The sequence below is a fragment of the Streptomyces malaysiensis subsp. samsunensis genome (genome assembly GCF_024519315.1).
In the GTDB taxonomy this organism is placed as follows: domain Bacteria; phylum Actinomycetota; class Actinomycetes; order Streptomycetales; family Streptomycetaceae; genus Streptomyces; species Streptomyces malaysiensis.
Genome location: NZ_JANIIC010000013.1, coordinates 147837 through 172593 on the forward strand (window position 1 = coordinate 147837; position 24757 = coordinate 172593).

Annotated in this window: 22 protein-coding genes and 1 pseudogene; 10 read left to right on the forward strand and 13 right to left on the reverse strand. The window is 71.0% G+C overall.

Going from position 1 to position 24757, the window contains the following annotated elements; translation table 11 throughout:
• Window positions 1-29: 29 nt before the first annotated feature.
• The 4 genes from NQU54_RS14105 to NQU54_RS14120 all read right to left on the reverse strand — a co-directional run bounded on the left by NQU54_RS14105 (window position 30) and on the right by NQU54_RS14120 (window position 4901).
• Entirely contained in the window at window positions 30-302 is a 273-nt protein-coding gene (locus tag NQU54_RS14105) for an acyl carrier protein (RefSeq protein ID WP_069871569.1), read from the reverse strand.
• A 65-nt stretch (window positions 303-367) separates the two neighbouring features.
• Window positions 368-1324 (reverse strand): hypothetical protein, encoded by a 957-nt coding sequence (locus NQU54_RS14110; RefSeq protein ID WP_257631368.1) that lies wholly within the window; start codon window positions 1322-1324, stop codon window positions 368-370.
• A complete protein-coding gene (locus tag NQU54_RS14115; RefSeq protein ID WP_257631369.1) occupies window positions 1321-3087 on the reverse strand; it encodes an acyl-CoA dehydrogenase family protein in 1767 nt (588 codons plus the stop codon). The genes NQU54_RS14110 and NQU54_RS14115 overlap by 4 nt, the downstream gene beginning before the upstream one ends.
• Window positions 3084-4901: a fatty acyl-AMP ligase gene (locus NQU54_RS14120; protein ID WP_306278697.1), complete on the reverse strand. Its 1818-nt coding sequence runs from the start codon at window positions 4899-4901 to the stop codon at window positions 3084-3086. Before NQU54_RS14120 ends, NQU54_RS14115 begins: the two co-directional genes overlap by 4 nt.
• 371 nt (window positions 4902-5272) lie before the next feature.
• Here NQU54_RS14120 and NQU54_RS14125 point away from each other — a divergent pair, with 371 nt between their 5' ends.
• Together NQU54_RS14125 and NQU54_RS14130 are read left to right on the forward strand one after the other, a co-directional pair.
• Window positions 5273-6103 carry an ABC transporter permease gene (locus NQU54_RS14125; RefSeq protein ID WP_257631370.1) on the forward strand — a complete coding sequence of 277 codons (831 nt, stop codon included), beginning with the start codon at window positions 5273-5275 and terminating at the stop codon, window positions 6101-6103.
• Between the two features lie 56 nt (window positions 6104-6159).
• Entirely contained in the window at window positions 6160-7101 is a 942-nt protein-coding gene (locus tag NQU54_RS14130; RefSeq protein WP_257631371.1) for a TauD/TfdA family dioxygenase, read from the forward strand.
• 75 nt (window positions 7102-7176) lie between these two features.
• Here NQU54_RS14130 and NQU54_RS14135 read toward each other — a convergent pair whose 3' ends face one another.
• The 7 genes from NQU54_RS14135 to NQU54_RS14165 all read right to left on the reverse strand — a co-directional run bounded on the left by NQU54_RS14135 (window position 7177) and on the right by NQU54_RS14165 (window position 17452).
• Window positions 7177-10482: a non-ribosomal peptide synthetase family protein gene (locus NQU54_RS14135; protein ID WP_257631372.1), complete on the reverse strand. Its 3306-nt coding sequence runs from the start codon at window positions 10480-10482 to the stop codon at window positions 7177-7179.
• Complete coding sequence (locus NQU54_RS14140; protein WP_257631373.1) at window positions 10482-11750, reverse strand: ATP-grasp domain-containing protein; 1269 nt, start codon at window positions 11748-11750, stop codon at window positions 10482-10484. The genes NQU54_RS14135 and NQU54_RS14140 overlap by 1 nt, the downstream gene beginning before the upstream one ends.
• Window positions 11747-13228, reverse strand: a complete 1482-nt coding sequence (argH, locus tag NQU54_RS14145) for an argininosuccinate lyase (protein WP_257631374.1) — start codon at window positions 13226-13228, stop codon at window positions 11747-11749. Before argH ends, NQU54_RS14140 begins: the two co-directional genes overlap by 4 nt.
• A complete protein-coding gene (locus NQU54_RS14150; protein WP_257631375.1) occupies window positions 13225-14298 on the reverse strand; it encodes a cysteine synthase family protein in 1074 nt (357 codons plus the stop codon). The genes argH and NQU54_RS14150 overlap by 4 nt, the downstream gene beginning before the upstream one ends.
• Before the next feature lie 103 nt (window positions 14299-14401).
• A complete protein-coding gene (locus tag NQU54_RS14155) occupies window positions 14402-15355 on the reverse strand; it encodes an ATP-binding cassette domain-containing protein (RefSeq protein ID WP_069874970.1) in 954 nt (317 codons plus the stop codon).
• Between the two features lie 169 nt (window positions 15356-15524).
• Complete coding sequence (locus NQU54_RS14160) at window positions 15525-16259, reverse strand: TrmB family transcriptional regulator sugar-binding domain-containing protein (RefSeq protein ID WP_257631376.1); 735 nt, start codon at window positions 16257-16259, stop codon at window positions 15525-15527.
• Window positions 16260-16816: 557 nt separating this feature from the next.
• Window positions 16817-17452 carry an HAD family acid phosphatase gene (locus tag NQU54_RS14165; protein ID WP_257631377.1) on the reverse strand — a complete coding sequence of 212 codons (636 nt, stop codon included), beginning with the start codon at window positions 17450-17452 and terminating at the stop codon, window positions 16817-16819.
• 271 nt (window positions 17453-17723) lie between these two features.
• Between NQU54_RS14165 and NQU54_RS14170 the strand changes: the two genes are divergently transcribed.
• Window positions 17724-18041 (forward strand): hypothetical protein, encoded by a 318-nt coding sequence (locus tag NQU54_RS14170; protein ID WP_257631378.1) that lies wholly within the window; start codon window positions 17724-17726, stop codon window positions 18039-18041.
• Window positions 18038-18838, forward strand: coding sequence for a DUF427 domain-containing protein (locus NQU54_RS14175; protein WP_257631379.1), 801 nt, complete (start codon window positions 18038-18040; stop codon window positions 18836-18838). Before NQU54_RS14170 ends, NQU54_RS14175 begins: the two co-directional genes overlap by 4 nt.
• Before the next feature lie 184 nt (window positions 18839-19022).
• Here the strand turns inward: NQU54_RS14175 and NQU54_RS50645 are convergent, their stop codons facing one another.
• On the reverse strand, window positions 19023-19319 hold the full coding sequence (locus NQU54_RS50645; RefSeq protein WP_257631380.1) for an AbgT family transporter: 297 nt from the start codon (window positions 19317-19319) through the stop codon (window positions 19023-19025).
• Between the two features lie 75 nt (window positions 19320-19394).
• On the opposite strand from NQU54_RS50645, the gene NQU54_RS14185 reads away from it, so the two are divergent.
• The 5 genes and pseudogenes from NQU54_RS14185 to NQU54_RS14205 form a co-directional block, all read left to right on the forward strand.
• The gene (locus tag NQU54_RS14185; RefSeq protein ID WP_257631381.1) at window positions 19395-20669 is read left to right on the forward strand and encodes an O-antigen ligase family protein; all 1275 of its coding nucleotides are present in this window, start codon (window positions 19395-19397) and stop codon (window positions 20667-20669) included.
• 157 nt (window positions 20670-20826) lie between these two features.
• Window positions 20827-21603, forward strand: a complete 777-nt coding sequence (locus tag NQU54_RS50075; RefSeq protein WP_372505874.1) for a Rieske 2Fe-2S domain-containing protein — start codon at window positions 20827-20829, stop codon at window positions 21601-21603.
• Window positions 21563-22714, forward strand: coding sequence for a PrgI family protein (locus tag NQU54_RS14195; RefSeq protein WP_257631382.1), 1152 nt, complete (start codon window positions 21563-21565; stop codon window positions 22712-22714). Before NQU54_RS50075 ends, NQU54_RS14195 begins: the two co-directional genes overlap by 41 nt.
• Complete coding sequence (locus tag NQU54_RS14200) at window positions 22711-23565, forward strand: VirB4 family type IV secretion system protein (protein ID WP_257631383.1); 855 nt, start codon at window positions 22711-22713, stop codon at window positions 23563-23565. Before NQU54_RS14195 ends, NQU54_RS14200 begins: the two co-directional genes overlap by 4 nt.
• Window positions 23566-23611: 46 nt before the next feature.
• A pseudogene (locus tag NQU54_RS14205) lies at window positions 23612-23755 on the forward strand (IS21-like element helper ATPase IstB); the annotation flags it as partial.
• A 52-nt stretch (window positions 23756-23807) separates the two neighbouring features.
• Here the strand turns inward: NQU54_RS14205 and NQU54_RS14210 are convergent.
• Window positions 23808-24203 carry a GNAT family N-acetyltransferase gene (locus NQU54_RS14210; protein WP_257631384.1) on the reverse strand — a complete coding sequence of 132 codons (396 nt, stop codon included), beginning with the start codon at window positions 24201-24203 and terminating at the stop codon, window positions 23808-23810.
• A 203-nt stretch (window positions 24204-24406) separates the two neighbouring features.
• On the opposite strand from NQU54_RS14210, the gene NQU54_RS14215 reads away from it, so the two are divergent.
• A partial coding sequence (locus tag NQU54_RS14215; protein WP_257631385.1) for a hypothetical protein occupies window positions 24407-24757 on the forward strand: 351 nt, incomplete at its 3' end.

A 24757-nucleotide genomic window follows, 5' to 3' on the forward strand; every position in this document is an offset into this window, starting at 1 on the left:
GCCGTGGCGGATGCGGTGCGAAGTGCCCGTCAGGCGTACTGGGCCAGTTCTTTGGCGAGGGCCTCGCTGAGCGCGTCGATGGTCGGGTTGTCCCACAGGAGCGTCGGGTCGAGGGAGATGTCGAGGTGGTCCTCGAGCTCTCCGGCGACGGACAGGACGTACAGCGAGTCGAGTCCGTAGTCGGAGAGCCGCACGCTGGTGTCGATGGTGTCGGCGGACCGCTCCAAGTGGGAGGCGACGCAGTTGGTCAGCCATTCCCGCAGGCTGTCGACGGTATGCGGCTCGGCGTGGGGGTCGGACATGGGTATCTCCTTCGCTGAGGTGGCGGGTGTCCGGCGCTGAGGTGGCGAGTGTCCGGGCGCGACGGCTAGGGGCGGTCTGGGAGGGGGCGTTCGGCCAGGTCGAACGAGCGGCCGGTGTCATAGCGGTGGTCGAGTTCCGTGGCCAGGCGCTCCAGTGCGGGGCCCGACGGCTGCGGTGTCCGTCGCACACGTGTGAGGAGTGCGCGGCCGGGCGCCGCGGCGAGCAGTTCGGCGTCGCACAGTGCGCTGACGGCCGGTGCCGTGGTGAGGTCCGCGCCCGTCATGCCGCTGAGCGGAGCGGCATGACCGGCGGGCCCCGGGGGCCGACCCGGCCGGTCGGCCGGGTCCGGCTGCCCGTCCGGTCGGCCCTCGGCCGCGAAGAGGGCGCGCTGCATCTCGTTCAGCAGCAGGTGGAAGGCGGCGTGTTCGCTCTCCCTGATGTAGAAGCGCGACCCCAGGGCCATCGAAAGACGGTCCATCGCACCCTGGAGCACACGCGGTACGAGGACCCGGACCACGCTGTCGTGGGCGTCCGGCCGGGCGGGGAAGGCATCAGTGCCCCGGACCGCGAGTGTTGTCAGCGTGTCGCACAGCAGCAGGTCGGCGTAGGCTCCCGCGAGTACCGCGCGCAACTGGGGGATGTCGATGGCCGCCGCGCCGTACAGGCGGCGGGCGCGCAGGTGGCACAGTGTCATGCGCAGGCCGGAGTCCAGTGTGCCGACGGCGGTCGCGCCGACCGTCACGGCGCCGCTCCCCCCCTGGGCCCCACCGCAGGACCGGGTCAGCGCGGGCGATCTGCGGTAACCGGCGCGCAGGGCGTGCATCAGCGACTCCGGGTCCACATGGCCGACTTCGGCGCCGCCCACGCCGAGGGCGCGGAAGGGCTCACCGGCCGGGGGCCGTCCGGCTTCCCGTGCGGCGAGGATCGCCTGGAAGCCGTTGGGGTTCGTGGGGTCGTAGGGGTCGCCGAGGCGCTCCTCCACGGTGGTGGCGAGGGCGAAGGTGCCCGTGGTGGTGTTCACGAGGCGGCCCCTTGCTGGGAGCCGGTCGGCTCCACATGGTCGAGGAGCGAGTGGAAGGGGGCGGACGGGCGGGAGAGGACCGCTTCGGCGAGGTCGTCGAAGGCGGTGCGGTCGGCGTCGTCGACGGGCTCCTCCAGGTCGGTGAGGGCCTTGACGAGACAGGCGAGCAGCGCGGCCTCCGGGATGGGGCCCCGGGCGCGGGCGGCGGCGCGCAGCCACAGGTGGAGCGCCGAAGCCGCCGCGAAGCACGACTCGAACCGCTCGGCGAGCCGGAAGGCGTGGCCGGGGACGGCGCGGGGCGGGAACCGGATCGCCGCCATGTCCTGGTGGAGCCGGTCGGACACGTCCAAAAGCTGCCCGGCCAGGGTGGTGAGCGCCGTGGAGGCGTGGCCGCGTACGGCCAGGTCGCGCAGTTCGCCGACGGCCGCGGGCAGACCGGCCACGATGGAGCAGCCGCCGCTGGAGACCAGGCCGAGCTCGCGGGGCCGCATCGGGCGCAGGGGGGCGTGGGGATTCGTGGCCTCGGCGAGGCCCTCCGCGTCCCAGCGGCCCTTCGCGTAGCCGCGGGCGATGCGGGGGAACTGTTCGATGAGGGCGCTGCGGTTGACCAGGCTGCTGCCGTCGAAGATGCCGATGATGCGGTGGTCGCGTTCCACCTTGGCGAATCCGGTGTGCGGGTCGTCGGGGCGGAGCAGTCCGTACGGGCCGAGGAGGTGCAGCAGGCGCGCGATGAGGTCGTCGACCTCGGTGGGCACATATGCCTTCGCGACAGCGGAGACGACGCTCATCTCGCCGGCGAGCGCGTGCGGGGAGCGCGCCGCCACCAGACCGGCGGCGTCGGAGAGCAGCAGGCCCGCGGCGGCCTCGCCCAGTTCCCGCCGCACGTACGGGTCCTGTGCGAGCCGTACGCCGTCGGCGTCCTGAGCGACGAACTCGGCGGCCAGGGCGAGCGCGTGGTCTCCCGCGCCCAGTGACATCGCGACGCAGCCGGTCCGGCTGAAGTGCAGCGCCTTGACAATGATCTCGATGCCCTCACCGACCCGCCCGATGAGCGCGTCCTCGGGCAGTGGCGCGTCGTGGAACGCGATGCCGCTGATGTCCGCGCCCCGGATGCCGTAGGTGGGCACTTTGGGCAGATGGGTGAAGTGTTCGGGGGCGAGACGGGACTTGTCCACGAGGAAGAGGCTGAAGCCGCGCGGACCGCCTTCTTCGTCGGTACGGGCCAGGACGGTGACCAGACCGCCCCGGGTGGCGAGGTTGATCAGCCACTTCTCGCCGGACAGCAGCCAGCCACCGTCCGGGGCGGGCCTGGCGGTCACCTCACCGGCCATCAGATCGCTGCCGTGGTGGCGTTCGGTCAGGGCGCATGAGACGGGTGTCCCCTCCGCTATCCGCCGTCCCAGCCTGCGGGCGGCCTCCGGCTCTCCCGCGATCCAGGTGGCGGCGGCCCCGAGATAGGTCTTCCCGTGCGAGAGGGCCACGGTCAGGTCGATCCGGGACACGGCCCGCAGCAGCCGCATGACGACGTCGAAGCTCTCCAGTGCGCCGCCGTGTTCGACCGGTACGTAGAAGCGCCGCAGTCCGAACGTGTCGAGCGCCCGGCACGCCTCGGTGGGAAACGCCTCCGTCCGGTCGAGTTCGGCGAGCGCCTCGGGTGAGAAGGGCTGCCCCGGTCCGGTGAGCTCGCCGAGCAGGCGGGTGAGCCGCTCAAGGGGTGCGGCGGAGGGGTCCTGGGCCCGGGTGGCCGGGGAGGCGGTGGTCATACGGCGGCCTCCTGGGGCTCGGGTAAGGGGCGCAGCAGGCTCTGCTCGTAGACGGCGTAGGTGGGCCGCAGCGCCCCGGCGCGGAACAGGTCGCGCATCGCCGACCGCTGGATCTTGCCGCTGGTGGTGCGGCGTACTCCGCCGGGGCGCAGCAGCAGGACCGCGCCGACGGGGGCGCCGAATTCGCGGGCGACGGTGAGCCGCATCTCGGCGGCGAGTTCGCTCAGCCGGTCCTCGTCCTTGATGCCGCGCACCTCGTGGGTGACCACGAGCACGTCGTCGCCCTGTGGTCCCTCGCCCGGTACGGCGAAGCACGCGCCGACGAGGTTGCCCAACTCCGGCCACTGAATGCGCAGTTCATCCTCGATGTCCTGCGGGTAGAGGTTGCGGCCGCGCAGGTTGAGTACGTCCTTGATGCGGCCGGTGATGTGGAGTTCGCCCTGGTACAGGGCTCCGAGGTCGCCGGTGCGCAGCCAGCCGGGGTCGCCGTCCGCGGTCGTGGCGCGGAACTCGGCCTCGTTGGTGGCCTCGCGGTTCCAGTAGCCGTGGCCGACGATGTCACCGCGTATCCAGATCTCGCCGACGCCTCCCTCGGACAGGGCGCGCCGGGTGTCCGGTTCGACGATGCGCACCTCGGCGCCGAGTGGCGGGCCGCAGCCGACGACGGCGCGCGCGGGCTCGTCCGGGGCCGCGGGCCGGAACTCGTGGTGTTCCAGCAGTTCTGCGGAGACCTGCCGCACCCGGGGGGCGGTGCGGGCGGCCCCGGAGATGAAGAGGGTCGCCTCGGCCATGCCGTAGCAGGGGGTCAGGGCGTCGGCGCGCAGGCCGTGGCCGGCGAAGCGCCGCTGGAATCGTTCGAGCACGGCGGCGCGTACGGGTTCGGAGCCGTCCAGCGCATGCCGCCAGCGGGACAGGTCCAGGCCCTCGCTCTGGGCGTCGGTGACCCGTCGGCTGCACAGGTCGTACGCGAAGTCCGGCGCCGCGGACGCCTCGATGCCATAGCGGTCGATCATGTGCAGCCACAGGTGGGGACGTTTGAGGAAGGTGGTGGGGCTCATCAGGACGGTGGTCGAGCCGAGCAGCAGTGGCGGGAGTATCGAGCCCATCAGCCCCATGTCGTGGAAGTGCGGAATCCACCCGCCGATGGGGGTGGTGTCGTCCAGGTCCAGGGAGTCGGCCAGATTGGCGGTGTTGTGCAGCACATTGCCGTGGCTGATCATGACGCCTTTGGGATCGCCGGTGGAGCCGGAGGTGTACTGGAGCACGGCGAGCGTGTCGTGTCCGGCGGGCGTCATCGTCCATGCGTGTGGATCGGGGGCGTCGCCGTCGTCGGTGACCAGGAGGGGAAGTGTGTCGAGTCCCTCCTCGGCTGCCCACGCCCCGATGTCGGCGCGGGTGGCGGTGTCGGTGAGGATCGCCGCGGCGCCCGCGTCGTCCGCGATGCGCCTGACCCGGTAGCGCTCATGCCGGTACCGGCCGGGCAGGGACGAGGGAACCGCGACGGCGCCCGCGTACAGACAGCCGAGGAAGGCGGTGACGAAGGCCGGCCCGGCGGGGTAGAGCAGGACGACACGGCCGCCCGGCGGGACATGGGCACGGAGCCGTACGGCCACGCTCCTGGCTTGTGCGTCGAGTTCCGCATAGGTGAGCCGCTGCGCTCCGTCGGTGCGCAGCGGGTCCGTCACGAATACGGCCGCCGTGTTTTCCGGGCGGTTTTCCGCATGCTCCCGGAGCACTGCGTCAACGCTGGGGGCGGCGATGATTCCCGCCATATCCAAGGCCCTGCCCTTCGTGTCCGCGAACTGAGTTTCCATGCGCCGATCCGGCACTGCCGTGCATTTCTACCGAGGGACCGCGATGAGGGAAAGACACTGACAACAAATTGCACAGTGCATCCCATCTCCTCGACACAGAACCCCGCATATCGCCCATATCGCACCGTGATTTCGGTGCGCACCGGCCAGTACTGGCCAGGAAACGTCCCGTCGGGTCCATTTCCGCGCGATAGAGTCGAAGTGCGTTCGTTCCGCATGGACGACACAGCTATCCGATACATCCGCGCTCAGTCATCGCGTAGCCGGTCATGGCGGCGGATTCTTTGGTCCTGCCTTTTTTCGATTACCGCTCCAGGAATTTGGCGCACCGTGCCGCGCACCAACGGGCGCACGACTCCCGGAGGAATTTCATGACCCCTGGTCCGTCGTTACCGGACGGCGGCGCCTTCGCTCCCGCCTGGCACGGCAGCAGCCCCCCGGCACAACTGCTGATCCTCACCCAGCGGTCGCTCAAGGCCCATCTCGCGCACCGCCGGACCCTGGTCCTCGCCATGCTGCAACCGGTCTTCATGCTGCTTCTGCTCAGCGAGGTCTTCGGCAGCATCGTCAACCTCGACCATCTGCCCGACGGCGTCTCCTACCTGGACTATCTACTGCCCGCGCTGCTGGTGACCACGGGCATCGGCCCCGCGATCGCCTCCGGTATCGGCCTGGTCCGGGACATGGACAACGGCGCGGTGGCACGGCTGCGCACCCTGCCCATCCACGCGCCGCTGCTGCTGTTCGCCCGCAGCTTCGCCGATCTGCTGCGCACCACCGCGCAGCTGGCGATCCTGCTCGTGGTGGCCGTGGTGTTCATGGGCGCCGACCCGGCCGGCGGCGGTGTGGGGCTGGTGGCCGCGCTGCTGCTGACCTGTGTGGTGGTGTGGGCGATGACCTGGATCTTCCTGGCGCTGGCGGCCTGGCTGCGCAGTGCGGAGGCGATGCAGAGCGCCGCCTATCTGGTGACGTTCCCGCTGATGTTCGCCTCCAGCGCCTTCGTCCCGGTGGACCGGATGCCGGGCTGGCTGGAGGTCCTGGCGATCCTCAACCCGCTGTCGTACGCGATGGACGCCTCGCGCGCGCTCTGCCTCGACCAGCCGCTGGGCGCCCAGGTGTGGTCCGCCCTGGGCGCGAGCGCCCTCGTCGCGCTGCTCGGATCGAGCGCGGCGGTATGGGCGTTCCGGCGCCCCCTGGTCTGAGCTCGTCCTCCCCTTCCCACACCCTCCCCCTCATCAGACGGAAACGGAGAGCCCTCATGTCCGAACAGCGAGATGCCCTGCGGCGGCTGGACGCCGCCCCCGGGCCCGGCACCGACGCCGCGGCCTGGGTCACCGAACACCGCGAGGAGATCCGGGCCCTGGTGGCCCGGCACGGTGCCCTGCTGGTCCGCGGGCTGGACCTGGACGGCCATGAACACGCCGCCTCGGTGATCCGCGGGATCGTCGGCGAGGGCATGGCCGAGCGCGAGGGGTTCGCTCCCCGCGACGAGTTCGGACCGGGCGTGTACTCCTCCTCGCACTGGCCGGCCGACCAGCCCATGTGCATGCACCATGAGCTCAGCTACGCGGCCGAGGCGCCCCGGCTGATGGTCTTCGCCTGTGTCACCCCGCCGTCCGCGGGTGGTGTCACTGCCGTCGCGGACGCCCGTGCGGTGCTGCGTGACCTGCCGGAGGAGCTCGTCGAGCGCTTCGAACGCCACGGTTGGGTGCTGACCCGCCACTACAACCCGTTCGTCGGGATCGGCTGGGAGGACGCGTTCGGCGCCAAGAACCCCGACGAGGTGGAGCGTTACTGCGCCGACCACGGCATCGAGGTGCGCTGGGACGCCGATGGCGGCCTGCGCACCCGGCAGACCCGTCCGGCCGTCCTGGCGGATCCCGATTCCGGTGAACGGTGCTGGTTCAACCAGATCGCGTTCTTGAACGAGTGGACGATGGCTCCCGAGGTGCGTGAGTTCCTCACCGCGGAGTTCGGCCCCGACGGGCTGCCGTTCAACACCTTCTACGGCGACGGCTCTCCCCTGGACAGCGCCACCGTCGACCTCATCAACGCGGTCTACGAGAAGCACACCGTGCGCGAGCCCTGGCGGCGCGGCGACCTCATGGTCGTCGACAACGTCCGCATGGCGCACAGCCGCGAGCCCTACCGGGGCGACCGCGCGATCGTCGTCGGACTCGGTGAACCGTTCCGTCCCTAGGCTCACCGAGGTGTCGGCACCGACGAGCCACGGCTGAGGGGGCGTACCCGGGCGGACCCGGGTACGCCCCCTTCGTCACCGGTCCCGCGACTGCGACGGCAGGCAGCCGGACCGTATCAGCGCGGCGGTCTCCGCCGGCCGGGTACGGACGAAGTAGTGGCCGCCCCGCTCCAGTTCATGGAGGGTGACCCGGTCGGAGATCGCCTTCCAGCCGCCGTACTCCTCGGTGAAGGAGGCCGTGGCGGTGTCGTCCCGTGCGACCACCACCTCCACCGGGGCGTCGAGCCGGTATGCCTCCGGGTCCTCGCGGACCGCGCGCAGATGTCGGCCGGCGGTCAGTACGTCGTGCTGGTAGGCGCCGGCCACCACATCGGCACGTTCCGCCCCCAGTTCGTCCAGCTCCGTGTACACCTCTCCGGCCCGCAGCCGGGACAGCAGACTCTCTTCGTCCGCCGTGGCCGCCTGTGCCATCTCGGCGGCGAGCGTCTCGGCGTCCCCCAGCGGCAGCGCGCCGATGTAGACGCGCTCGACGGGCCGGCCCGCCTCCGCCAGCAGTCGCGCCGTCTCCAACGCTGCGGCCACACCGGTGGAGTGTCCCCATACCGACACCGGCGTGGAGAGGTGCGCGACGATCTCGTCCCGTACCCACGAGGCCAGGACGGGGACGTCCTCCATCGGCTCACCGTCGCCGGCGAAGTCATGGCCGGGCGGTTCCACACCGAACACCGCGATGCCGTCGCGCTGGAGCTCGCCGGCCAGGGGCCGGAAGTTGACGGCGTTGCCCCCCGCGAAGGGGAAGCACACGAGGGTGTGGTGCGGATCCGGCACGGCGGCCAGCGGCTGGAGCAGCCGGGTCGCCACCGGGCGGGCGAAGGCCCCGGCGCGGTGGGGTTCGAGCACCGCCGCGCAGTCGGCGAGCACCGGATGGGCGGCCAGGTCCTTCAGCGACAGCGCCCGGTCGAGCCGGACCAGGAGCCGCACCGCGGCCAGCGATGTGCCGCCGAGCTCGAAGAAGTCGTCGGACCGGCCGATGCGCTCCAGCGGTACGCCGAGGACATCGGCCCACAGCTCGGCCAGGCGCCGTTCGGCGGGGGTGGCGGGCGGGATGTGGGCGGGGCGTCCGGCCGTCTCCTCCACGGGCCGCGCCAGCGCCTTTTTGTCGATCTTCCCGTTCTCGGTGAGCGGCAGCCGGTCCACCCGGTGGACATGGGTGGGCACCATGTAGTCGGGCAGGACGGTGCCGAGGAAGTCGCGGACCCGCGCCGCGGTCACCTTCTCCGAACCGCTCAAGAAGGCGACGAGGACGCGCTGTTCACTGGTGTCGCCTTCGGTGACCACTGCCGCCTCGCGGACACCCTCCATGGTCAGCAGCTTGTTCTCGATCTCGCCGATCTCGATGCGGAAGCCGCGGATCTTGACCTGCGCGTCGCGGCGCCCCAGGAATTCCAGGCGGTCCTCGGGCAGCCACCGGCCGAAGTCACCGGTCCGGTACATCCGGCTGCCCGGCCGGAACGGGTCCGGGACGAACGCCTCCTGGGTGCGCTCCTCGTCGTTGATGTAGCCACGGCCCACACACACCCCGGAGAACGCGATCTCGCCGGGCGTGCCCAGCGGCACCAGCGCCAGGTTCTCGTCGAGCACATAGGTGTTGACGTTGCGCAGCGCGCGGCCGACGGACACGAAGTCGCGCTCCGGGACGCCGTGCAGCACCTCGTGCATCGGGTCGTCCGACGTCTCGGTGGCGCCGTAGGCGTTGACCAGCTGGATATCGGGGTAGGCGGCGAACCAGCGCTGCACCAGTTCGTAGGTGAGCGCCTCGCCCGTCACCGACACCGAGCGCAGGGCGCCGAGCGGGCTGGGGTGCTGCTCCAGGTGGGTGAGGAGCACTTCCAGATACGAGGGGACCACCTGCATCACGGTGACCCGGCCCTCGACGATCTCCTCGACGAAGGCGGCGACATCGAGCTGGGTGCGGGTGTCGACGATCCGCACGCTGCCGCCGATCAGCAGCGGCGCGGCGAACTGCCACAGGGAGATGTCGAAGCACTGCGACGCGATCTGGGTGGCCACGTCCCCGCCACCGGCCGTCATCCCGGTGTCCTCGATCTTCGCGTGGAGGTGGTTGAGGAAGCCGGCGTGCTCGCACAGGGCTCCCTTGGGGCTTCCGGTGGAGCCCGAGGTGAAGTAGATGTAGGCGGCCTGGCCGGGCGTCACCTCCACCCGGGGCGGCTCCGCGTGGCCGCCGCGCGCCAGGACGCGCGGCACGGACAGCCGTGTGAGCGGGGCGGCCAGCCGGGCGGAGGAGGCGCGCACCAGCGCCTCGCTGTCCGGATCGGTCAGCGCGACGGCGCAGCCGCTGCGCTCCAGCTGGGCGACCACGCGTTCGACCGGGAAGTCGGGCCGAACGGGCAGGTAGACGCCGCCCGCCGTGAAGACGCCGAGGGCGGCCGCGATCCACTCCGGGGTGCGGTCCATGACGACGGCGACCACGTCCTCGGTGCCCACCCCGGCCTCGACCAGCGCGTGCGCGATCCGGTTGACCCGCCGCTCCAGCTCCCGGTAGGTCCACCGGACCGTGCCGTGCTCGACCGCAATGGCGTCGGGGCAGCCGCGGGCCCGCTCCTGGAACAGCTCGACGAAGGTGCGGTCGGGCAGTTCGACGGTGGGGCCGGCGAGCCCGTACAGCTGCTTCTCGGTCTCCTGGGGGGACAGCAGGCTCTCGGCCTCGTGGCTCCCGTGCGGGTCGGCCACGAGAAGCCGCAGCGCGGCGAGGTGGTATCCGGCGAGGCGCCGCGCGTAGCCGCCGTCGATCGCGGCACGGTCGTGCAGCACCCGCAGCGACAGGCCGTGCTCGTCGCGCGACCAGGCCACCCGGAGCACCACGCCGTCGGCCAAGGCGGCGGGCGGACTCTCGCCGTGGCCCTGGGCCGGAGTGCCCTCGTGCTCCGCCGGCCCGGACCTGTCCAGCCCGGACAGGTCCAGCCCGGACAGGTCCAGCCCGGACAGGTCGAGCACGGCCTCGGGCCGTGCGCCGGCCGCGGGTCCCAGGCCCTTCAGCGCCCCGTCCGCGAGTGCCGCCAGCTCCGCCCAGGTGCAGTCGGCGACGGACAGGCCCAGTGGCCGCGCGGGGCCCGGCCCGTCCTGCGGCACACAGCCGAGGAGCAGGTCGCGCTCGGCGGCGACGGTCGCCAGGACACGGGCGTGACCGGCGAGCAGCAGGGCCGCCAGGGAGGTTTCCCCTTCCCCGGCGGTGCGTTCCAACGCGTCCGTGAGCTCCGCGTCCAGCCGTATGCCGTGGACCCCCGTGCCCGCGTCCGTCGCGGACGGCGGGGTCCACCGGGGAACGCGGGTGAACGCCAGGGGCTTCGCGCCGTCTCTCATCAGCCTGCGACTCCTTCATCCGGCAGCGCCGGCTCCTCCAGCTCGATCCTGATCAGGCGCGCGGCGGCCGCCGCGCGGTCTCCGGCCTGCTCCCCGTCCGCCCCGGTGGCGACCACACAGCCCAGGCGGTCCTGGAACGTGTTCGTCACCCGTACGGTCCGTCCCGGGGCGGTGCCGATCGCGACGGCCACCACGCCGGGGGCCGCCCGCGCCGCCTCGACCCCGCCGATGTCCGTGACCCGCCCCTCGCGCTCATTGCGCAGGAAGCGGACCGCGGCGTGGAGCCGGCCCGGCCGCGCGGGTGTCCGGCTCTGTCCCGCCGCGCGGGCGATCACGGCGTCGACCAGATCGACGCCGAGGGCGGCCCGTACGGCGACGGGGATCATGCCGCCCGCGAGCCGCGGGTTGACCTCGATGACGACGGGGCCGTGGGCGGACATCCGCAGTTCGGTGTGGGCGGCTCCCCAGCCGAGGCCGAGCGCGGCGAGCGCCCGCAGGGCGGTGTCGGCGAGCGCGGCGGCGGTGGCGTCTGGCACGGGTGCGGGCACCTCGTGTCCGGTCTCCACGAAGTACGGCCGGGGTCCGATGTGCTTGGCGACGGCGGTGACGACGGCGTTGTCGAAGGTCTCGACGGAGAACTCCGGTCCCTCGACGGCCTCCTGGACCAGGATCCGGGCCGGCACCGGGTTGCCGCGTTCATCGGTGGACCGGCTCAGCAGCTCTTCCGCCCACCGCCGGGTCTCCTCGCGGTCCCGGCACAGCCGGACGCCGACCGAGCCCGATCCGAGCACCGGTTTCAGCACCACCGGGTGGCCGATCCGGTCGGCGGCGCGCACCGCGTCGGCCACCTCGCCGACGGCCGTGGAGGCGGGTACCGGGACACCGGCCGCCGCCAGCGCGGCGACCTGCGTCTCCTTGTCCCGGCACCGGGCGATGGCGTCCCCGTCCGCCGCGGGCAGGCCCAGCTTGGCGGCCGCGCGGGCGGCGGTGGACACGAAGTACTCGGAGCTGGAGGCGACTCCGGCCAGCCCCCCGTCCGCCACGAGCCCGGTGCAGCAGTCCACCACCGCGGCCAGGTCACCGGTGTCCAGCAGCCTGGTGTCGATGCCGTCCTGCTCGACGTACACATAGCGGCCCGGGTCCCGGGTCAGCAGCACCGGCCGCAGTCCTCGCGCCCGCGCCGCCGCGCAGAACTCCCGCCCCGTTCCCGTGGTGTTGCTCTCCACGAACGCGAGCCACCGCCCGCTCGTGCTCCCGTGCCCGGTCACCGTTCTCCTTCCCTTCCGGCCGCGGTTCCGCGGCCCAGGAGCGCGTCGACCGCGAGGCCGAGCCTCCGCTGAGCGTCCCGTGTCCGGCCGCGGTGGACGGCGAGCCGTCGCCCATGGGCGGTGAGCCGCTCCCGCAGGACGCCCACGGCCGTGTCGCACTCGCCGGGGCCGCCGCCCCGGTCATGTGCCTCGACGACATCACGCAGGGAGGGCAGTTCGGCGGCCGTGCCGCCGGAGACCCCGTCGGGTAGGTCGATCTTGCCGAGTTCCGTCGCCCCGCTCTCGATCGCCTCGCGGACGGCGGCGCCCACGATGTGGTGGGCCGTGCGGAACGGAACCCCCTGTGCGACCAGGCGGTTGGCGATCACGGTGGCGGTCACGAAGCTCTCCGACGTACGCCGCTCCATCCGCTCCACCATCGGACGGGCGCCACTGACGAGCACCTGGGCGAGGAGGACGGAGTCGCGTATCGCGGCCAGCGCGGGCCAGGCCGGGGCCACCGCCTCGGTGCCGACCTCGATGGAGTTCGTGAACGGCGCCGACTTCATGGCGGAGGCGGAGGCCGTCCAGGCGCCGATGGCCGCGCCCGCCTTGGCCTTGACGTGTTCCAGCAGGAACGCGTTGCGCTTCTGGGGCATGGCCGAACTGCCGCCGACGAGCCGCTCGGGGAACTCGATCAGCCCGAACTCCTGGGTGCTCCACAGCTGGAGGTCGGTGGCGAGCCGGCTCAGCGTCACCCCGGCCGAGGACGCGGCGGCGAGCGTGCGCAGCAGCGTGTCCCGTGCGGCCACCGCGTCGATCGCGTGCAGCGGTGGACCGGCGAACCCCAGCAGGGCGGCGGTGCGCGCCGGTTCGATGGGCAGGTCGGTCCCGGACACCGCCCCGGCGCCCAGCGGGCAGCGGTCCAGCTCGTCCAGCGCCTGGCGCAGCGCGGTGATGTCGCGGTCCAGCGCGGTGGCGATCCCGCACAGGTAGTAGCCGTAACTGACCGGCATGGCCGGCTGGAAGTGGGTGTAGACGGGCATCACCACGTCGCGGTGGGCGCGGGCCCGGGAGAGCAGGACCGCCTGAAGCCTCAGCACCTCGCCGAGCAGATCGGTCAGTTCGGCGCGTAGCCGCATCGCGGTGACGGTGGCCTTGATGTCGTTGCGGGAGCGTCCGGTGTGCAGTTTTCCGCCCACGTCGGCGCCGAGTTCGGCCACGAGATGGCCTTCGTACATCAAGTACAGGCCGCGCGGTGCCGGCAGCCCGTGCAAGCTGCCGAAGCCTTCCGCCCGCAGCCGTGTGATGCGCTCCAGGAGCGCGGTGGCCGTGTCGGCGGGCAGCAGTCCGCACTCGGTGAGCATGACCACGTGTGCCATGTCGATGGTGCTGATGGGCTCCAGTTCCCCGCGGATGGCACCGGGATCCGGTTCCCCGTAGACGACGCGGCGGGTGCGCGGGCCGAGGGTGCGGGTGAGCCGTCCGGTGGAGCTCACGACAGGGCCCGCTCGGCGAGGGGGTGCGTCACCCTGGGCACGACGCCGGGCACCTCCTCGTAGGAGCGGCGGCCCCATACGAGCCGGGTCCAGCGGTCACCGGCCTCGGCGGGGGAGGCGACGGTCACCGGCTCGGCGGGACGCTCGGCGAGCACATGGCCGTTGGCGGCGAGCCACGCGTCGTCGTAGACGGTGGCCTGGTAGCGGTACCCCTCGTCGGGCAGCATCACCACACACAGCCCGTCCGGGTTCTTCGCCGCCCACCACTGGGCGACCAGATGGGCGGCGCCGCTGGTCGGGCCCTGGAAGAGGGCGGATTCGGCGTGCAGGGCCCGGGTCTGGGCGTATGCCTCGGTCGCGTTGCACCAGTGGATCTCGTCGAAGAGGGTGTGGTCGAGGTTGGCGGGCCACAGGCTGTTGCCCAGGCCGCGCAGCGAGCGGGGCCCGTCGGGCTGGCCGAACAGCACACTGCGGTGGCTGTCGACGCCGATGACCTGGGTGTGCGGACTGTATTCACGCAGGCCGCCCCCGGTGCCACACATCGATCCGGCGGTGCCGACGGTGCCCACCAGGCAGTCGACGGTGCCGAAGGTGCGCACCAGCTGGTCGGCCACCACATGGTACGAGCGGGCGTTGTCCGGGTTGTTGTACTGCTCGGGGCAGAAGGTGGACGGCAGCGAGGCGCGGATCTCCGCGACCTTGGTCAGCCGGGCTCCCTGGTATCCGCCGACCGGCGCGGGCTCCAGGCACATCTCCACCTTGGCGCCGAGGTCGGTCAGTCTTCGGTAGAGGTTGTCGTCGATCGCGGGGTCGCTCACCAGGACCAGCTCACGCTCCATCAGCGCCGCCTGCATCGCGAGGGCGAGTCCGAAGGTGCCCGAGGTGGTTTCGACGATCACGGTGTCCTCGGTCAGCTCGCCGCGCTGTAACGCGCGGCGCAGGATGTACTGGGCGGGCACCAGTTTCATCAGGGTGAAGACCGCGCCGTACAGATTGGGGCCGAGCCGGATGAGGCGTGGCAGCATCTGGGCGTCGGTGATGGAGCGGTACGTCAGGGTGGACAGCGGCATGGAGACTCCTCGGAGTCCGGGGGCGGGCCATGGATCCGGGATCCGGTGGGCGCCCCGCGGGGTTCGTGTGGCATGGCCTGTCGGCCGGGGCACGGGAACGGAATCAGGAGAGGACCGGCAGGTCGGTCAGCCCCTCGGCGAGGGCCACATAGACGTCGTCGAGGGTCGGCTCGGACAGCGAGATACCGGTGATCACCACTCCCGCGTCGTCCAGGGCCCGTACGACGGCGGCGAGGGCGGCGGACTCGCGCACGGGGACACAGACCGTGCCCGCGGGCTCGCCGGGTTGCGGCTCGAGACCGGCGTGGCGCAACGCGGCCCATGCGGTGGGTACGGCCGCCGGCTCGGCGAGGGTGGCGCGGACCGAGCTGACGCCTAGCTGTTCCTTGAGCTGTGCCACCGAGCCGTCGGCGATGGTCCGGCCGCGGCCCAGCACGATGACCCGGTCCGCGAGCTGTTCGGCCTCTTCGAGGTACTGAGTGGTCAGCAGCACGGTGGCGCCGCCCGTCACCGCCGACCGGACCGAGTCCCACAGCGCGCTTCGGCTGACCGGGTCGAGTCCGGTGGTGGGCTCGTCGAGGAACAGCACCTGGGGGCGGCCGACGAAGCTGCTGGCGAGGTCGAGCCGGCGGCGCATGCCTCCCGAGTACGTCGCGGCAGCGCGGTCGGCCGCGCCGGTCAGTGTGAAGGTCTCCAAGAGCTCATCCGCCCTCGTCCGGGCCTCGGTGCGGCTCGCGCCGAGCAAACGGGCCACCAGGATGAGGTTGTCCCGGCCGGACAGGTTCTCGTCCACCGCGGCGAACTGCCCCGTCAGGCCGATGCGCCGACGCACCTCGCGGGCCTCGCGCACCACGTCGTATCCGGCCACCCGGGCCGTGCCCCGGCTGGGCGGCAGCGCGGTGGCGAGGATGCTCACCAGCGTGCTCTTGCCCGCGCCGTTGTGGCCCAGCAGACACAGCACCTCGCCTTCCCCGATGCGGAAGCTGACACCGTCCAGAGCCCGTGTGCTGCCGAAGGACCGGCATATGTCCATCACATCAATCATCGCGCTATTCACCGGATGTCATTCCTCGCAGGGAGTGGATCGGGCAATGCAGTGAGAGGCTGGGATGTTCCTACATTCACCGCTCATTCCCCTGCAAGGCCCATACAACAAGTTGCCAGACGATGCGGGGAGGTTCAGGAGAGTCGACTCGTCCTGACAGGTTCTGACCGCGGTCTGGTGATTACGCGGGTTGCGAGTCCTCATCGTCGGCGGCGTCCACATAGGGCAGCAGACCCAGCTCCACCGCGCGGGCACCGGCCTGAAAGCGAGAATGCGCGCCGAGTTCACGCGTTATTTCGGCCACGTTCCTTCGATAGGTGCGGACCGACATGCCGATTTCCCGTGCGGCGGCTTCGTCCGTACGCCCCGAACTCAGCGCCATGAGTATCCGCCGGGCCATGACGCTGCGGGTCCGGCCGCTGAGGCGGCGGTGGTCCTCGAGCGCCGCGCTGCCGTTCCAGGAGATCGTGAACAGGGTGCGCAGATTGCGCAGCACGGCCGGCGCCCGCACCAGCACCGCCTCGCGCGAGAGTTTGTCCGAACCGGACCACACCACACCCACCGAGCCATCGGCGAGCACCATTTCGTGCAGGGGTGCCCCGACGAGCCTGACGTCGACCCCCGACGCCTGCTTGTCCAGGCATTTCAGCAGGTACCGCTCGTCCATCAGCCCCACCCGCCCCAGCAGGCGCACATCGACCCCCCGGGCGACGGCCCTGCCCAGCCGCGTGACCAGCCTGGGGGCCCGCTGGTCGTCGCCACCGGCGAATACCACGGAGAGGCTCTGCTGCGCCGACTCGATGACGTGCTCGGCGGCGTCCACGCCTTCCTCCGGCTCCATCTCGGTCAGGAGCCGTTCCTCGCTGCGATGGCGGTCGACGGCCGACTTGACGAGCCGGCCGGCCTCCAGAAGCATACGTTCTATCTCTCCGCTGAAGACTCCGCCACTCGTTCTTAACGGTGTGATATCAGCGTCTGGTTCGGAATCCGAACCGGTGGAATTGTCGGCGATGATGAACACGTCATTGCAAGAGCTTGGCACAGTTCCCCCTGATGCTTGGGATTACGTCCTAAACCCGGCGTTGATCGTCGAAAGGAAGGGTTGCGACTCACGAGTGCGCCATGGGATCAAGGCAGCTCAAGGAGAAAAGAGGGCTTGCCGCTCGCCCACACCGCCCGCGCTCGGAACGTGGCTCGCCATTCCCATGGGCACCTCGCCTCCAGCGGACAAAGACGTAGCGGTCGCACCTTGACCGTCCATAGCGCTGGACTATACCTATCCGCCCCAGCGCGGAGAATGGTCGAACCCCTAAAGACAATGGGGGAAACCTCATTGCAAGGTGTGGATTCACGCCCCTCGGACAACGGGGAACCCGCACCCCGGAACGCCACCCGGGGGACCGGTGGCAGGGCCGTGGACCGACGAGTTCCGGCGGCTCCCTGGAGGAAACCGCCGGAACTCACAATTCCGATTCAGGACAACTGACCGTCGTAGTCAGGCAGTTTGAACGTGCGCTCGGCATGCCCGCCAACAAGATCGCTTTCATTGTTCCCAATGTTGGCGATGATGGTGTAACGGAGGGACTCGATCTCCGCCCGCTTCGCCGTCTTGTACTCGGCCGGGTCACCGAGGACGTCCCCCAGCGACCGCTGGTACAGGCCGGTGATGGGGTAGCCGACATGCACCAGGTTGCCCCGGGTCACCTGCTCGAGGAGGTCCGGGCGCGCGGTGATGAAGAAGATGCCCACTCCGCGCTCGCTCGCGTAGCGGGTGAGCTCCAGGACCCGCCCGACGGCGGGAGTCGGCGGGAACCACTGGAAGTAGGTCTCCAGCGAGGTGTTGTCGATGTCGAGGACGATCGCCTGCTTCTGTCCCCCACCGTCCTGGATGCGCTGCTGGATGTAGGGAAGGGCCTGGTCGATCACCTTGTCGACATCGCTCTTCCACGTCTCATAGTCGACGGCCGCGGCGGCGCTGGGGGCCCCGACCGCCGTGGTACGCGCCCGATCCGCGTCGAGGGCCTGGGCGTCCACCGTCCCCGCCAGCCCCAGCAGAGCCGCCGTGGCGACAACCGCTCCCGCCCGCGCCTTCCGTAAGACCGCTCTCATGGTCGCTTCCTCCGTTTCGTCAGCCGTGGCCGGCGGCCACGATTCGGCTCGAAGCTAAGGCCGCCACCGACGCTTCGGCGAGCCCCTGGCCACAACCGGAGCGAGGGGCTCTGACCGCACAGGGGAGCCGAGAACGCAACCGCGCGCTTCTCGCCGGACCGGCCGAAATCATGGCAAGTAGCTGCCACCGGGCATGAGGCGTGGAGGGTGGATTAGAGTAGAAAATGTCATCGCGCGGTTGTCCGTCAAGGTCGATGAACGGATCGAAGCCATGACCAGAGCGACCAAGACACCCCCTCCCACCAGCGCGTCCTCCCGCGCGTCGGCTCCGGCCACGAATAGGTCGCGCGGCCCCCGCGCCGCGGCCGAGCACATCTCCGAGCGCCATTCGGTGACCGTCCAGTTCGATGGGCGGCGAGTGGAGCTGCCCTCGCAGGAACTGTGGTTCCTCGCGGGCCTCGGTGCCATCGCCGCCGTCGGGATCCTCGACTGGCCGGTCGCGGCGGCCATAGCGATCGGGCACTGGCTGTCCCACAGCCAGCACGGCCAGGCGTTGCGCGAGTTCGGAGAGGCCCTGGAAGAGGCATGACACAGTACACACCGGACTATCCGGCGATGATCGTTCCGGCCGGGCATGTGGAGCCCGTACCGCGCCGCATCCGTGGCTATGTGGCCGGCCGCCCCGTCTTCGACACGGTGCGGGCACGCTATCTGTGGCTCTGGCCGGGCTATCCGCAGTACTGCGTGCCCCGCGACGACATCGCCGAGGGGGCGCTCGTCGACGAGGGCCGGAGCCTGACGCTGAAAGTCGGCGGAGCACGCCGCCAGACCCTCCAGGTGGGGTCGGTCACCCGCCCGGGCGCGGCCTGGGAGTGGGGCGAGGACGCGCCCGCCGGTGTCGTCGGCTGCGTCAGCTTCCGGTGGGAGGCCATCGACGCCTGGTTCGAGGAGGACGAGCAGGTGTTCGTCCACCCCCGCAGCCCGTACACCCGCGTCGACGCGCTCCGGTCCGGCCGCGGCGTCCGCGTCGAGCTGGACGGCACCGTGCTCGCCGACGCCCCGAGCTCGGTGATGGTGCTGGAGACCGGGCTCCCGACCCGCTACTACCTGGACCGGGTGTATCTCGACTGGACGCGCATGGCGCCCACCGACTCCGTCACCAGTTGCCCTTACAAGGGAACGACAAGCGGCTACTGGACCGTCCGGACCGACAAGGCCGAATACCCGGACCTCGCCTGGACATACGACTTCCCCACCCGGCAGGTGTCCCCCATCGCGGGGCTGGTCGCCTTCTACAACGAAAAGGTCGACCTCTACCTCGACGGACAGCCCCTTCCCCGGCCCGACCCGGTCAGCAGGGCGAACTGGGAGAAGGAACACCGATAGGCGGTAACGCCCCCTCGGTCGATCGCGCCCTGGGCCTCGGCCCGGGGCACACGTAGGGGTCTCACGGCGGGACTTGACGCCCCACCATGCGCACGGTCATGGCCCGGCAGGCCGACTTCTACGGGGCCCACCGGGACGACCGCCCCCTCGACGGCTGAGTCGGGATCGCGTGGTGGCTCCGTCCTCACGGCTGTGGGGACGGAGCCACCGTGCGATCGGGGTGCGTCATATGACGCCGATGGGCTTCCGGTTCGTATTCACGGACCATCGCCAGGACGAGGAGGAGATACGGGTTCATCGGGGTGATGGCACCGGTCGCGGAGTCACCGATGCGGAAGGCCGCCTGGCTGAGCGCCGGGCTCATGTCCATCAGCATGAAGGCCGGGATGAAGACGGGGCCGACCAGGGACCACAGGGCGGATCCGGATCGGTCCGCGTCGGGATCGCGGCCGCCGCGCCGGACGTGGGCGGCGCGGCACACCGGACGTGAAGGCGCTGTCCGGTGTTCGTGTGTGTGCCATCTGCCGGTACCCGTGGCCGGACACGCTGGGGCGCCATGGCACCTGTGCGCGCGACAGTTCAGGCCGTTCCGCTGGTGGCTACGGCCATCGTCATGCTCGACGCGGCCACCGACTTCTTCCCGGACGCCCCGCTGGTCGGTGTCATCACACCGGTGCGCCTCGCGGTGCTGGCGGGGCTGGTGGCGACGGCGGTGACGGCCCCCAGGCTCGCCACCTTCCGCACCCGGCTCGACCCCGCCATCGCGCTGCTCCTCCTCGGTGCCGTCGCCACCACCTATGTCGGCGGGCACCCCGACCCGCCGTTGCGCGCGCTGATCACCACCCTCGCCACCTTCTATCTGGTGGTCGGGGTGCGGCGGGCGCAGCCCGACTCCTGGCGGGCGGTGGCCCTGCTCGCGCTGGCCGCGGTGACGGCCGCGGCCACCGCGGCGTTCTCCCAGGTGACCAATGAGGTGCCGACCGGCTTCTGCCGCACCGGGCTCTTCACCGACGTCGACTGCGACAGCGGCGGTTCCGGTGCGATGATCCGCGCCACGGGCACCTTCGCCAACCCCAATCTGCTCGCCGCGTTCCTGGTGCTGCTCACTCCGTTCGCCCTGCTGGCAGCGGTGACGGTCGCCGAACGCACCGCCCGCGTCGCCGTCGTGAGCGTGGGCCTCCTCGCGTACGGCGCGGTGCTGACCACCTTCTCCCGGGCGGGCTGCGTCGCGGCGGCCGCCGGACTGCTGGTGCTCGGCGGCGCGTACTGGCTCGCGCCCCGCCTCGGCCGGTGGGGTGTGCGGACGCTGACGACGGTGGGGCTGGCCGGGCTGGTGGCCGTGACGGTGGCGCTGTGGGTGGTGTCGCGAGCCGGTGACGCGCTGGGCGTCCGGGGCCAGGCGTGGAAGGCGGCCGTGGACCTCGCCATGGACCATCCGCTCGGCATCGGTCTCGGCCGGGCCGGGGACGCCGTCTCCGCCGCCGTGCCCGGCGGCAGGACGTTCGTCCACGCGCACAACATGTGGCTGAACTGGCTGACCGAAGCGGGGGTGGCCGGTCTGCTCGGCATGGTGCTGGTGACCGTGATCGCCGTGGCCTCGGCGGTCCGCGCCGCCCGGGAGAAATCCGTGGCCGGGGTCGTCGGGCTCGCCGCCCTGACGGGGTTCTTCCTCGCGGCCACGGTGGACCACCCGGCCAATCTGGACCGGATCGCCATGCTCTTCTGGCTGGTCCTCGGCCTCGTCGTGGCCGAAGTCCCGGGCGGTTGGCGGGAGTCCGGGGCGCCCGCCAGGGCCACCGGCCGGTCGGGCCGCCGCGCGCGGCGCCACTGAAGCGCTCCGCTGGAGGTGCCGCGATGCATCGTCGGCCATCCGCGGCGCCGTCTGTGGCTGGTCGCGCCCACGCGGCGGAGCCGCACATCGACACAGCCCCGCGCCTCTCACTCGGAGCCGCCGCAGGAAACCGGCCGAACCCGGCCGCCAGGACTGGTTGTCCTGGCCCCACTACGACGGCGCGGCCGCGGGGTTCCGCGGCTACTGGTACCCGGTCACCTGGTCCAGCCAGGTCACGGGCAAGCCGCTGCCCTTCACCGTCTGCGGTGAGCGGATCGCGCTGATCCGCGACAACGGCACCGCGTACGCCCTGTACGACCGATGTCCGCACCGCGGTGTGCCGCTGTCGGAGGGCGATCAGCAGTTCCCGGGCACGGTCAGCTGCCCCGAGGAGCTGGTCGGCATCGCCTTCGTGATGGGCGGCCGGATCGAGCCGCGCGCCGGCGACTGGCGGTTCGCCTGCGAGAACGGCTTCGACGAGGGCCACGCCAAGTATCTGCACCGCACGTCCCTGTGGCGGCTGTTCAAGCCCATGCCGACCTGGAACATCACCCGGATCGTGCCGCGCGGCCGGTGGATCTACCGGGTGCGGGACGAGGTCCACTGGCACGCCGAGTTCCCCGGGGTGGGCCGCTGGTCCAACCGGCCGCCCCACCACACCCCCGGGCCGGCCGCGATTCCAGCCACCCACCCCTCCATCCCCCACGCAACCCCGACAGTCCGGTGGTCAACCCGCGCCGGTGACCTTCCGTCCGCCGGTGCCCGACCCGAGCGTCCCGCCCCCGCGGAAACGCGCCAGCGCGCCCCCTCCGCCACGCTTCAGCTCCCCACCCGCCAATCGCACTTCGCCGCCCGGCCGAAAACCACGCAGGAACTGAAGGAGGTCACCGGCGATGACCCAGCCGGTACGCATCCCCGCCGATGTCGACCGTGAGGACACCGTCCTGGCGAACCTGACCGCCCGCCAGCTGCTCATCCTGACGGTGGCCGGCATCGTGCTCCACGGCACCTGGACGGCCGTCCGCGACGTGGTGCCGCTGGCGGTGTTCGCGCTCCTGGCCATCCCTATCGCGGTGGCCACCGTTGTGCTGGCCCTGGGACGGAGGGACGGCATCTCACTGGACCGGCTGGCGCTGGCTGCCATACGCCAGCGCATGAGCCCCCGCCATCGGGTCGCCGCCCCCGAAGGCATCCACCCGGCTCCGGCTTGGCTGGCCAACCGGGCCACCCGCAACGTGCAAGACCTCAACTCCAAGGCGGACATCGCTCCGGCCGCGCTGGAGCTCCCCGCCGAAGGCGTCACCGAAACCGGCGTGGTCGACCTCGGCACGGACGGAATCGCGGCACTGGCGGTGTGCTCCACCGTCAACTTCTCCCTGGGCACCCCGGCCGAGCAGGAGTCCCTGACCGCCGCCTTCGGCCGCTACCTGCACTCCCTCACCGCCCCGATCCAAGTGCTGGTGCGCACCGAGCGCCTGGACCTGACCGGGCAGATCAGTGAACTCCGCGAACAGGCCCCCAAGCTGCCGCATCCCGCGCTGGAGGAAGCCGCCCGCGAACACGCCGACTATCTGGCCCAGCTCAGCGTCCGAAGTGATCTGCTGTGCCGTCAAGTGCTGCTCGTTCTGCACGAACCGCTGGGAGCACAGCGTGCGGTCGACGGACTCGGCGGCGCCTCCCCACTCGCGGCCCTCACCCGCCGCACACGGTCCCATGGCTCCCCGCAGCTCTCGGTGGAGGCGGCGCGAAGGGCCGCGGAAGCCCGCCTGGTGCGGCGGCTGGGTGAGGCCGTCGATCTGCTGAGCCCGACCGGGATCGTCGTCACTCCGCTGGACGCCGGCCAGGCCACCGCGGTGCTGGCCGCCGCCTGCAACCCCGACAGCCTCGTACCGGTCTCCTCCCACCTCGCCGGAGCGGACGAGGTGATCACCACAGCCCCAGCCCCTGAAGACGACACCGCTCCAAGGGCCTTCGAACCTCCGGACGCCTCCCACGAGACCGGCCACAGCGAAGACGACGGGCCAGGAGGGAGGGGAGCACGGTGATCCGCAAACGTGCGGGCTGCTCACGCGCGTCACGGCAGGACAAGACCACCGCACCGAAGGGGACCGGGGCGTTCACACCCGATGCGTTGGCGGTCGGCCCCCGGCACCTGGAGATCGGTGGGGAGCAGGTGGCTTCCTTCGCCGTCACCGGTTTCCCCCGCGAGGTCTACCCCGGCTGGCTACAGCCCCTGCTGACCTATCCGGGGCGGGTGGACGTCAGCGTGCACATCGAGCCGATCGACCCCGTCACTGCCGCGACCCGCCTCAAGCGGCAGCTCGCCAAGCTCGAATCCGGACGCCGCTACACCGAGCAGAAAGGCCGGCTGCTCGACCCGCACGTGGAGGCCGCGACCGAGGATGCCTACGAGCTGTCTTCCCGGGTCGCCCGCGGCGAGGGCAAGCTCTACCGCCTCGGGCTCTACCTGACCGTGCATGCAGCCAGCCCCGAGGAATTGGCCGACGAGGTCGCCGCCGTCCGCTCTCTCGCGGCGAGCTTGCTCCTGGACGCCAAACCGACCAGCTACCGCAGTCTCCAAGGCTGGGTCACCTGCCTGCCCATGGGCCTGGACCTGATCCGCATGCGCCGCACCTTCGACACCGCGGCGCTCTCGGCAACCTTCCCCTTCACCAGCCCCGACCTTCCCCCGAGCGACCCCACCTCCGTCGCCGCCCCCACCGGCGTGCTCTACGGATACAACATCGGCTCCCAAGGACTCGTCCACTGGGACCGCTTCGCCCTGGACAACCACAACTCCGTCGTCCTCGGCCAACCTGGTATCCATCTTCTCCCGCGTCTACGCCGCCTCCTGGGGCCCGCGCACCGACGACATCCTGCGGGCCCTCACTCCTGACCCTGCGCGCCCAGTCCGGCACCCCCACGCTGACCGACCTGCCCAAACCAAGACGTTCACCGACCCGCGGCTCTGCGCGGCCATCGTCGACCGCCTGACCTTCAACGGCGCGATCATCGAGACCGGCACCGGCTCCTACCGGCTGGCCAGCACCAGGGCTCGTGCCGAGGAACACGTCGTCGCCAGCTGAAGATCTTCCTCCCGGCCTCTGAGCACCTGACCAGGGGCCGGGAGACCAAGGATCACAACGCGATCAGTCCCGCCGCCGTCTCTCTGAAGCCGCAGGCATCGAAGTAGAACGTCCGCAAGTGCTCTTCGAAGTCGACATGCAGCCACTCACACCCTGCCGCACGGCACCCCTCAGCAGCTGCCCTGATCAGTGCGGATCCCACTCCGTTCGAACGACAGCGCTGAGCCACGACCGTATCCAGAACGAATGCATGGACTCCGCCGTCCCAGGCGACGTTGACAAAGCCGACCAAACGATCATCTTCCCAAGCGCAGACCCAACCAAGGCTGTGACGTTGAAGCCTTGCCCGCCAGTCCGTCTGCCCGACCGGATGATCGAACCCTTCGGCATGCAACTCGTTAAGAGCTGAGTTGTCGACGTCGCCTCGCCACTCATACGTGATCGTCATGGTCCGAACCTAGTGACCATCAGAGCCGGACTACACGAACTCCCGCGGGTTCCTTGGAGCGTTCTTGTCGCTGGTGACCGCACAGGCCAGGCCGCGACGGGTTCGTGGGACTGATGGGAGATTCTGACATTCGGTCGAGATTCCTGAAGATTCACTGATATCTTCGGCGCACTGTCGCTCCTGGTGAAGTGAGTGAGGACTCTGTGGCGTTAGCGACGGTGCGCTCGCTGGGTTCGCCACGAAGCCTGCGCACGGAGCAGGAGTACGAGGATTACGAGCAAGAGCTCGTGGACCAGTACCTGCTGGCGTCCGTCGGAGCCGGGGTCGAGGACGTCACGATCGCGGGCGACCGGGCGGTGCTCTTCGAGCTGATCCGGTTCGTGGGCCGACCGGTGTGGACCGTGCAGCCAGACGACGCCGACCGTTTCCTTGTCCACCAGCGCAAGGTCCGGGGCCTGGCGAAGGGCACCGTGCACAACAAGGCGGGCTCGATCGTGAAGTTTCCCCGTGATCCTGGACACTCTTCTTCTACGCTGCGAGTGCTTGGTTGTTCT

Bases quoted from the DNA above. Each gene is read 5' to 3' on its own strand.
- NQU54_RS14105 (WP_069871569.1), bottom strand. From the start codon at position 302: ATGTCCGACCCCCACGCCGAGCCGCATACCGTCGACAGCCTGCGGGAA.
- NQU54_RS14115 (WP_257631369.1), bottom strand. From the start codon at position 3,087: ATGACCACCGCCTCCCCGGCCACCCGGGCCCAGGACCCCTCCGCCGCA.
- NQU54_RS14120 (WP_306278697.1), bottom strand. From the start codon at position 4,901: ATGGAAACTCAGTTCGCGGACACGAAGGGCAGGGCCTTGGATATGGCG.
- NQU54_RS14125 (WP_257631370.1), top strand. From the start codon at position 5,273: ATGACCCCTGGTCCGTCGTTACCGGACGGCGGCGCCTTCGCTCCCGCC.
- NQU54_RS14130 (WP_257631371.1), top strand. From the start codon at position 6,160: ATGTCCGAACAGCGAGATGCCCTGCGGCGGCTGGACGCCGCCCCCGGG.
- NQU54_RS14135 (WP_257631372.1), bottom strand. From the start codon at position 10,482: ATGAGAGACGGCGCGAAGCCCCTGGCGTTCACCCGCGTTCCCCGGTGG.
- NQU54_RS14150 (WP_257631375.1), bottom strand. From the start codon at position 14,298: ATGCCGCTGTCCACCCTGACGTACCGCTCCATCACCGACGCCCAGATG.
- NQU54_RS14160 (WP_257631376.1), bottom strand. From the start codon at position 16,259: ATGCTTCTGGAGGCCGGCCGGCTCGTCAAGTCGGCCGTCGACCGCCAT.
- NQU54_RS14165 (WP_257631377.1), bottom strand. From the start codon at position 17,452: ATGAGAGCGGTCTTACGGAAGGCGCGGGCGGGAGCGGTTGTCGCCACG.
- NQU54_RS14170 (WP_257631378.1), top strand. From the start codon at position 17,724: ATGACCAGAGCGACCAAGACACCCCCTCCCACCAGCGCGTCCTCCCGC.
- NQU54_RS14175 (WP_257631379.1), top strand. From the start codon at position 18,038: ATGACACAGTACACACCGGACTATCCGGCGATGATCGTTCCGGCCGGG.
- NQU54_RS14185 (WP_257631381.1), top strand. From the start codon at position 19,395: ATGGCACCTGTGCGCGCGACAGTTCAGGCCGTTCCGCTGGTGGCTACG.
- NQU54_RS14195 (WP_257631382.1), top strand. From the start codon at position 21,563: ATGACCCAGCCGGTACGCATCCCCGCCGATGTCGACCGTGAGGACACC.
- NQU54_RS14210 (WP_257631384.1), bottom strand. From the start codon at position 24,203: ATGACGATCACGTATGAGTGGCGAGGCGACGTCGACAACTCAGCTCTT.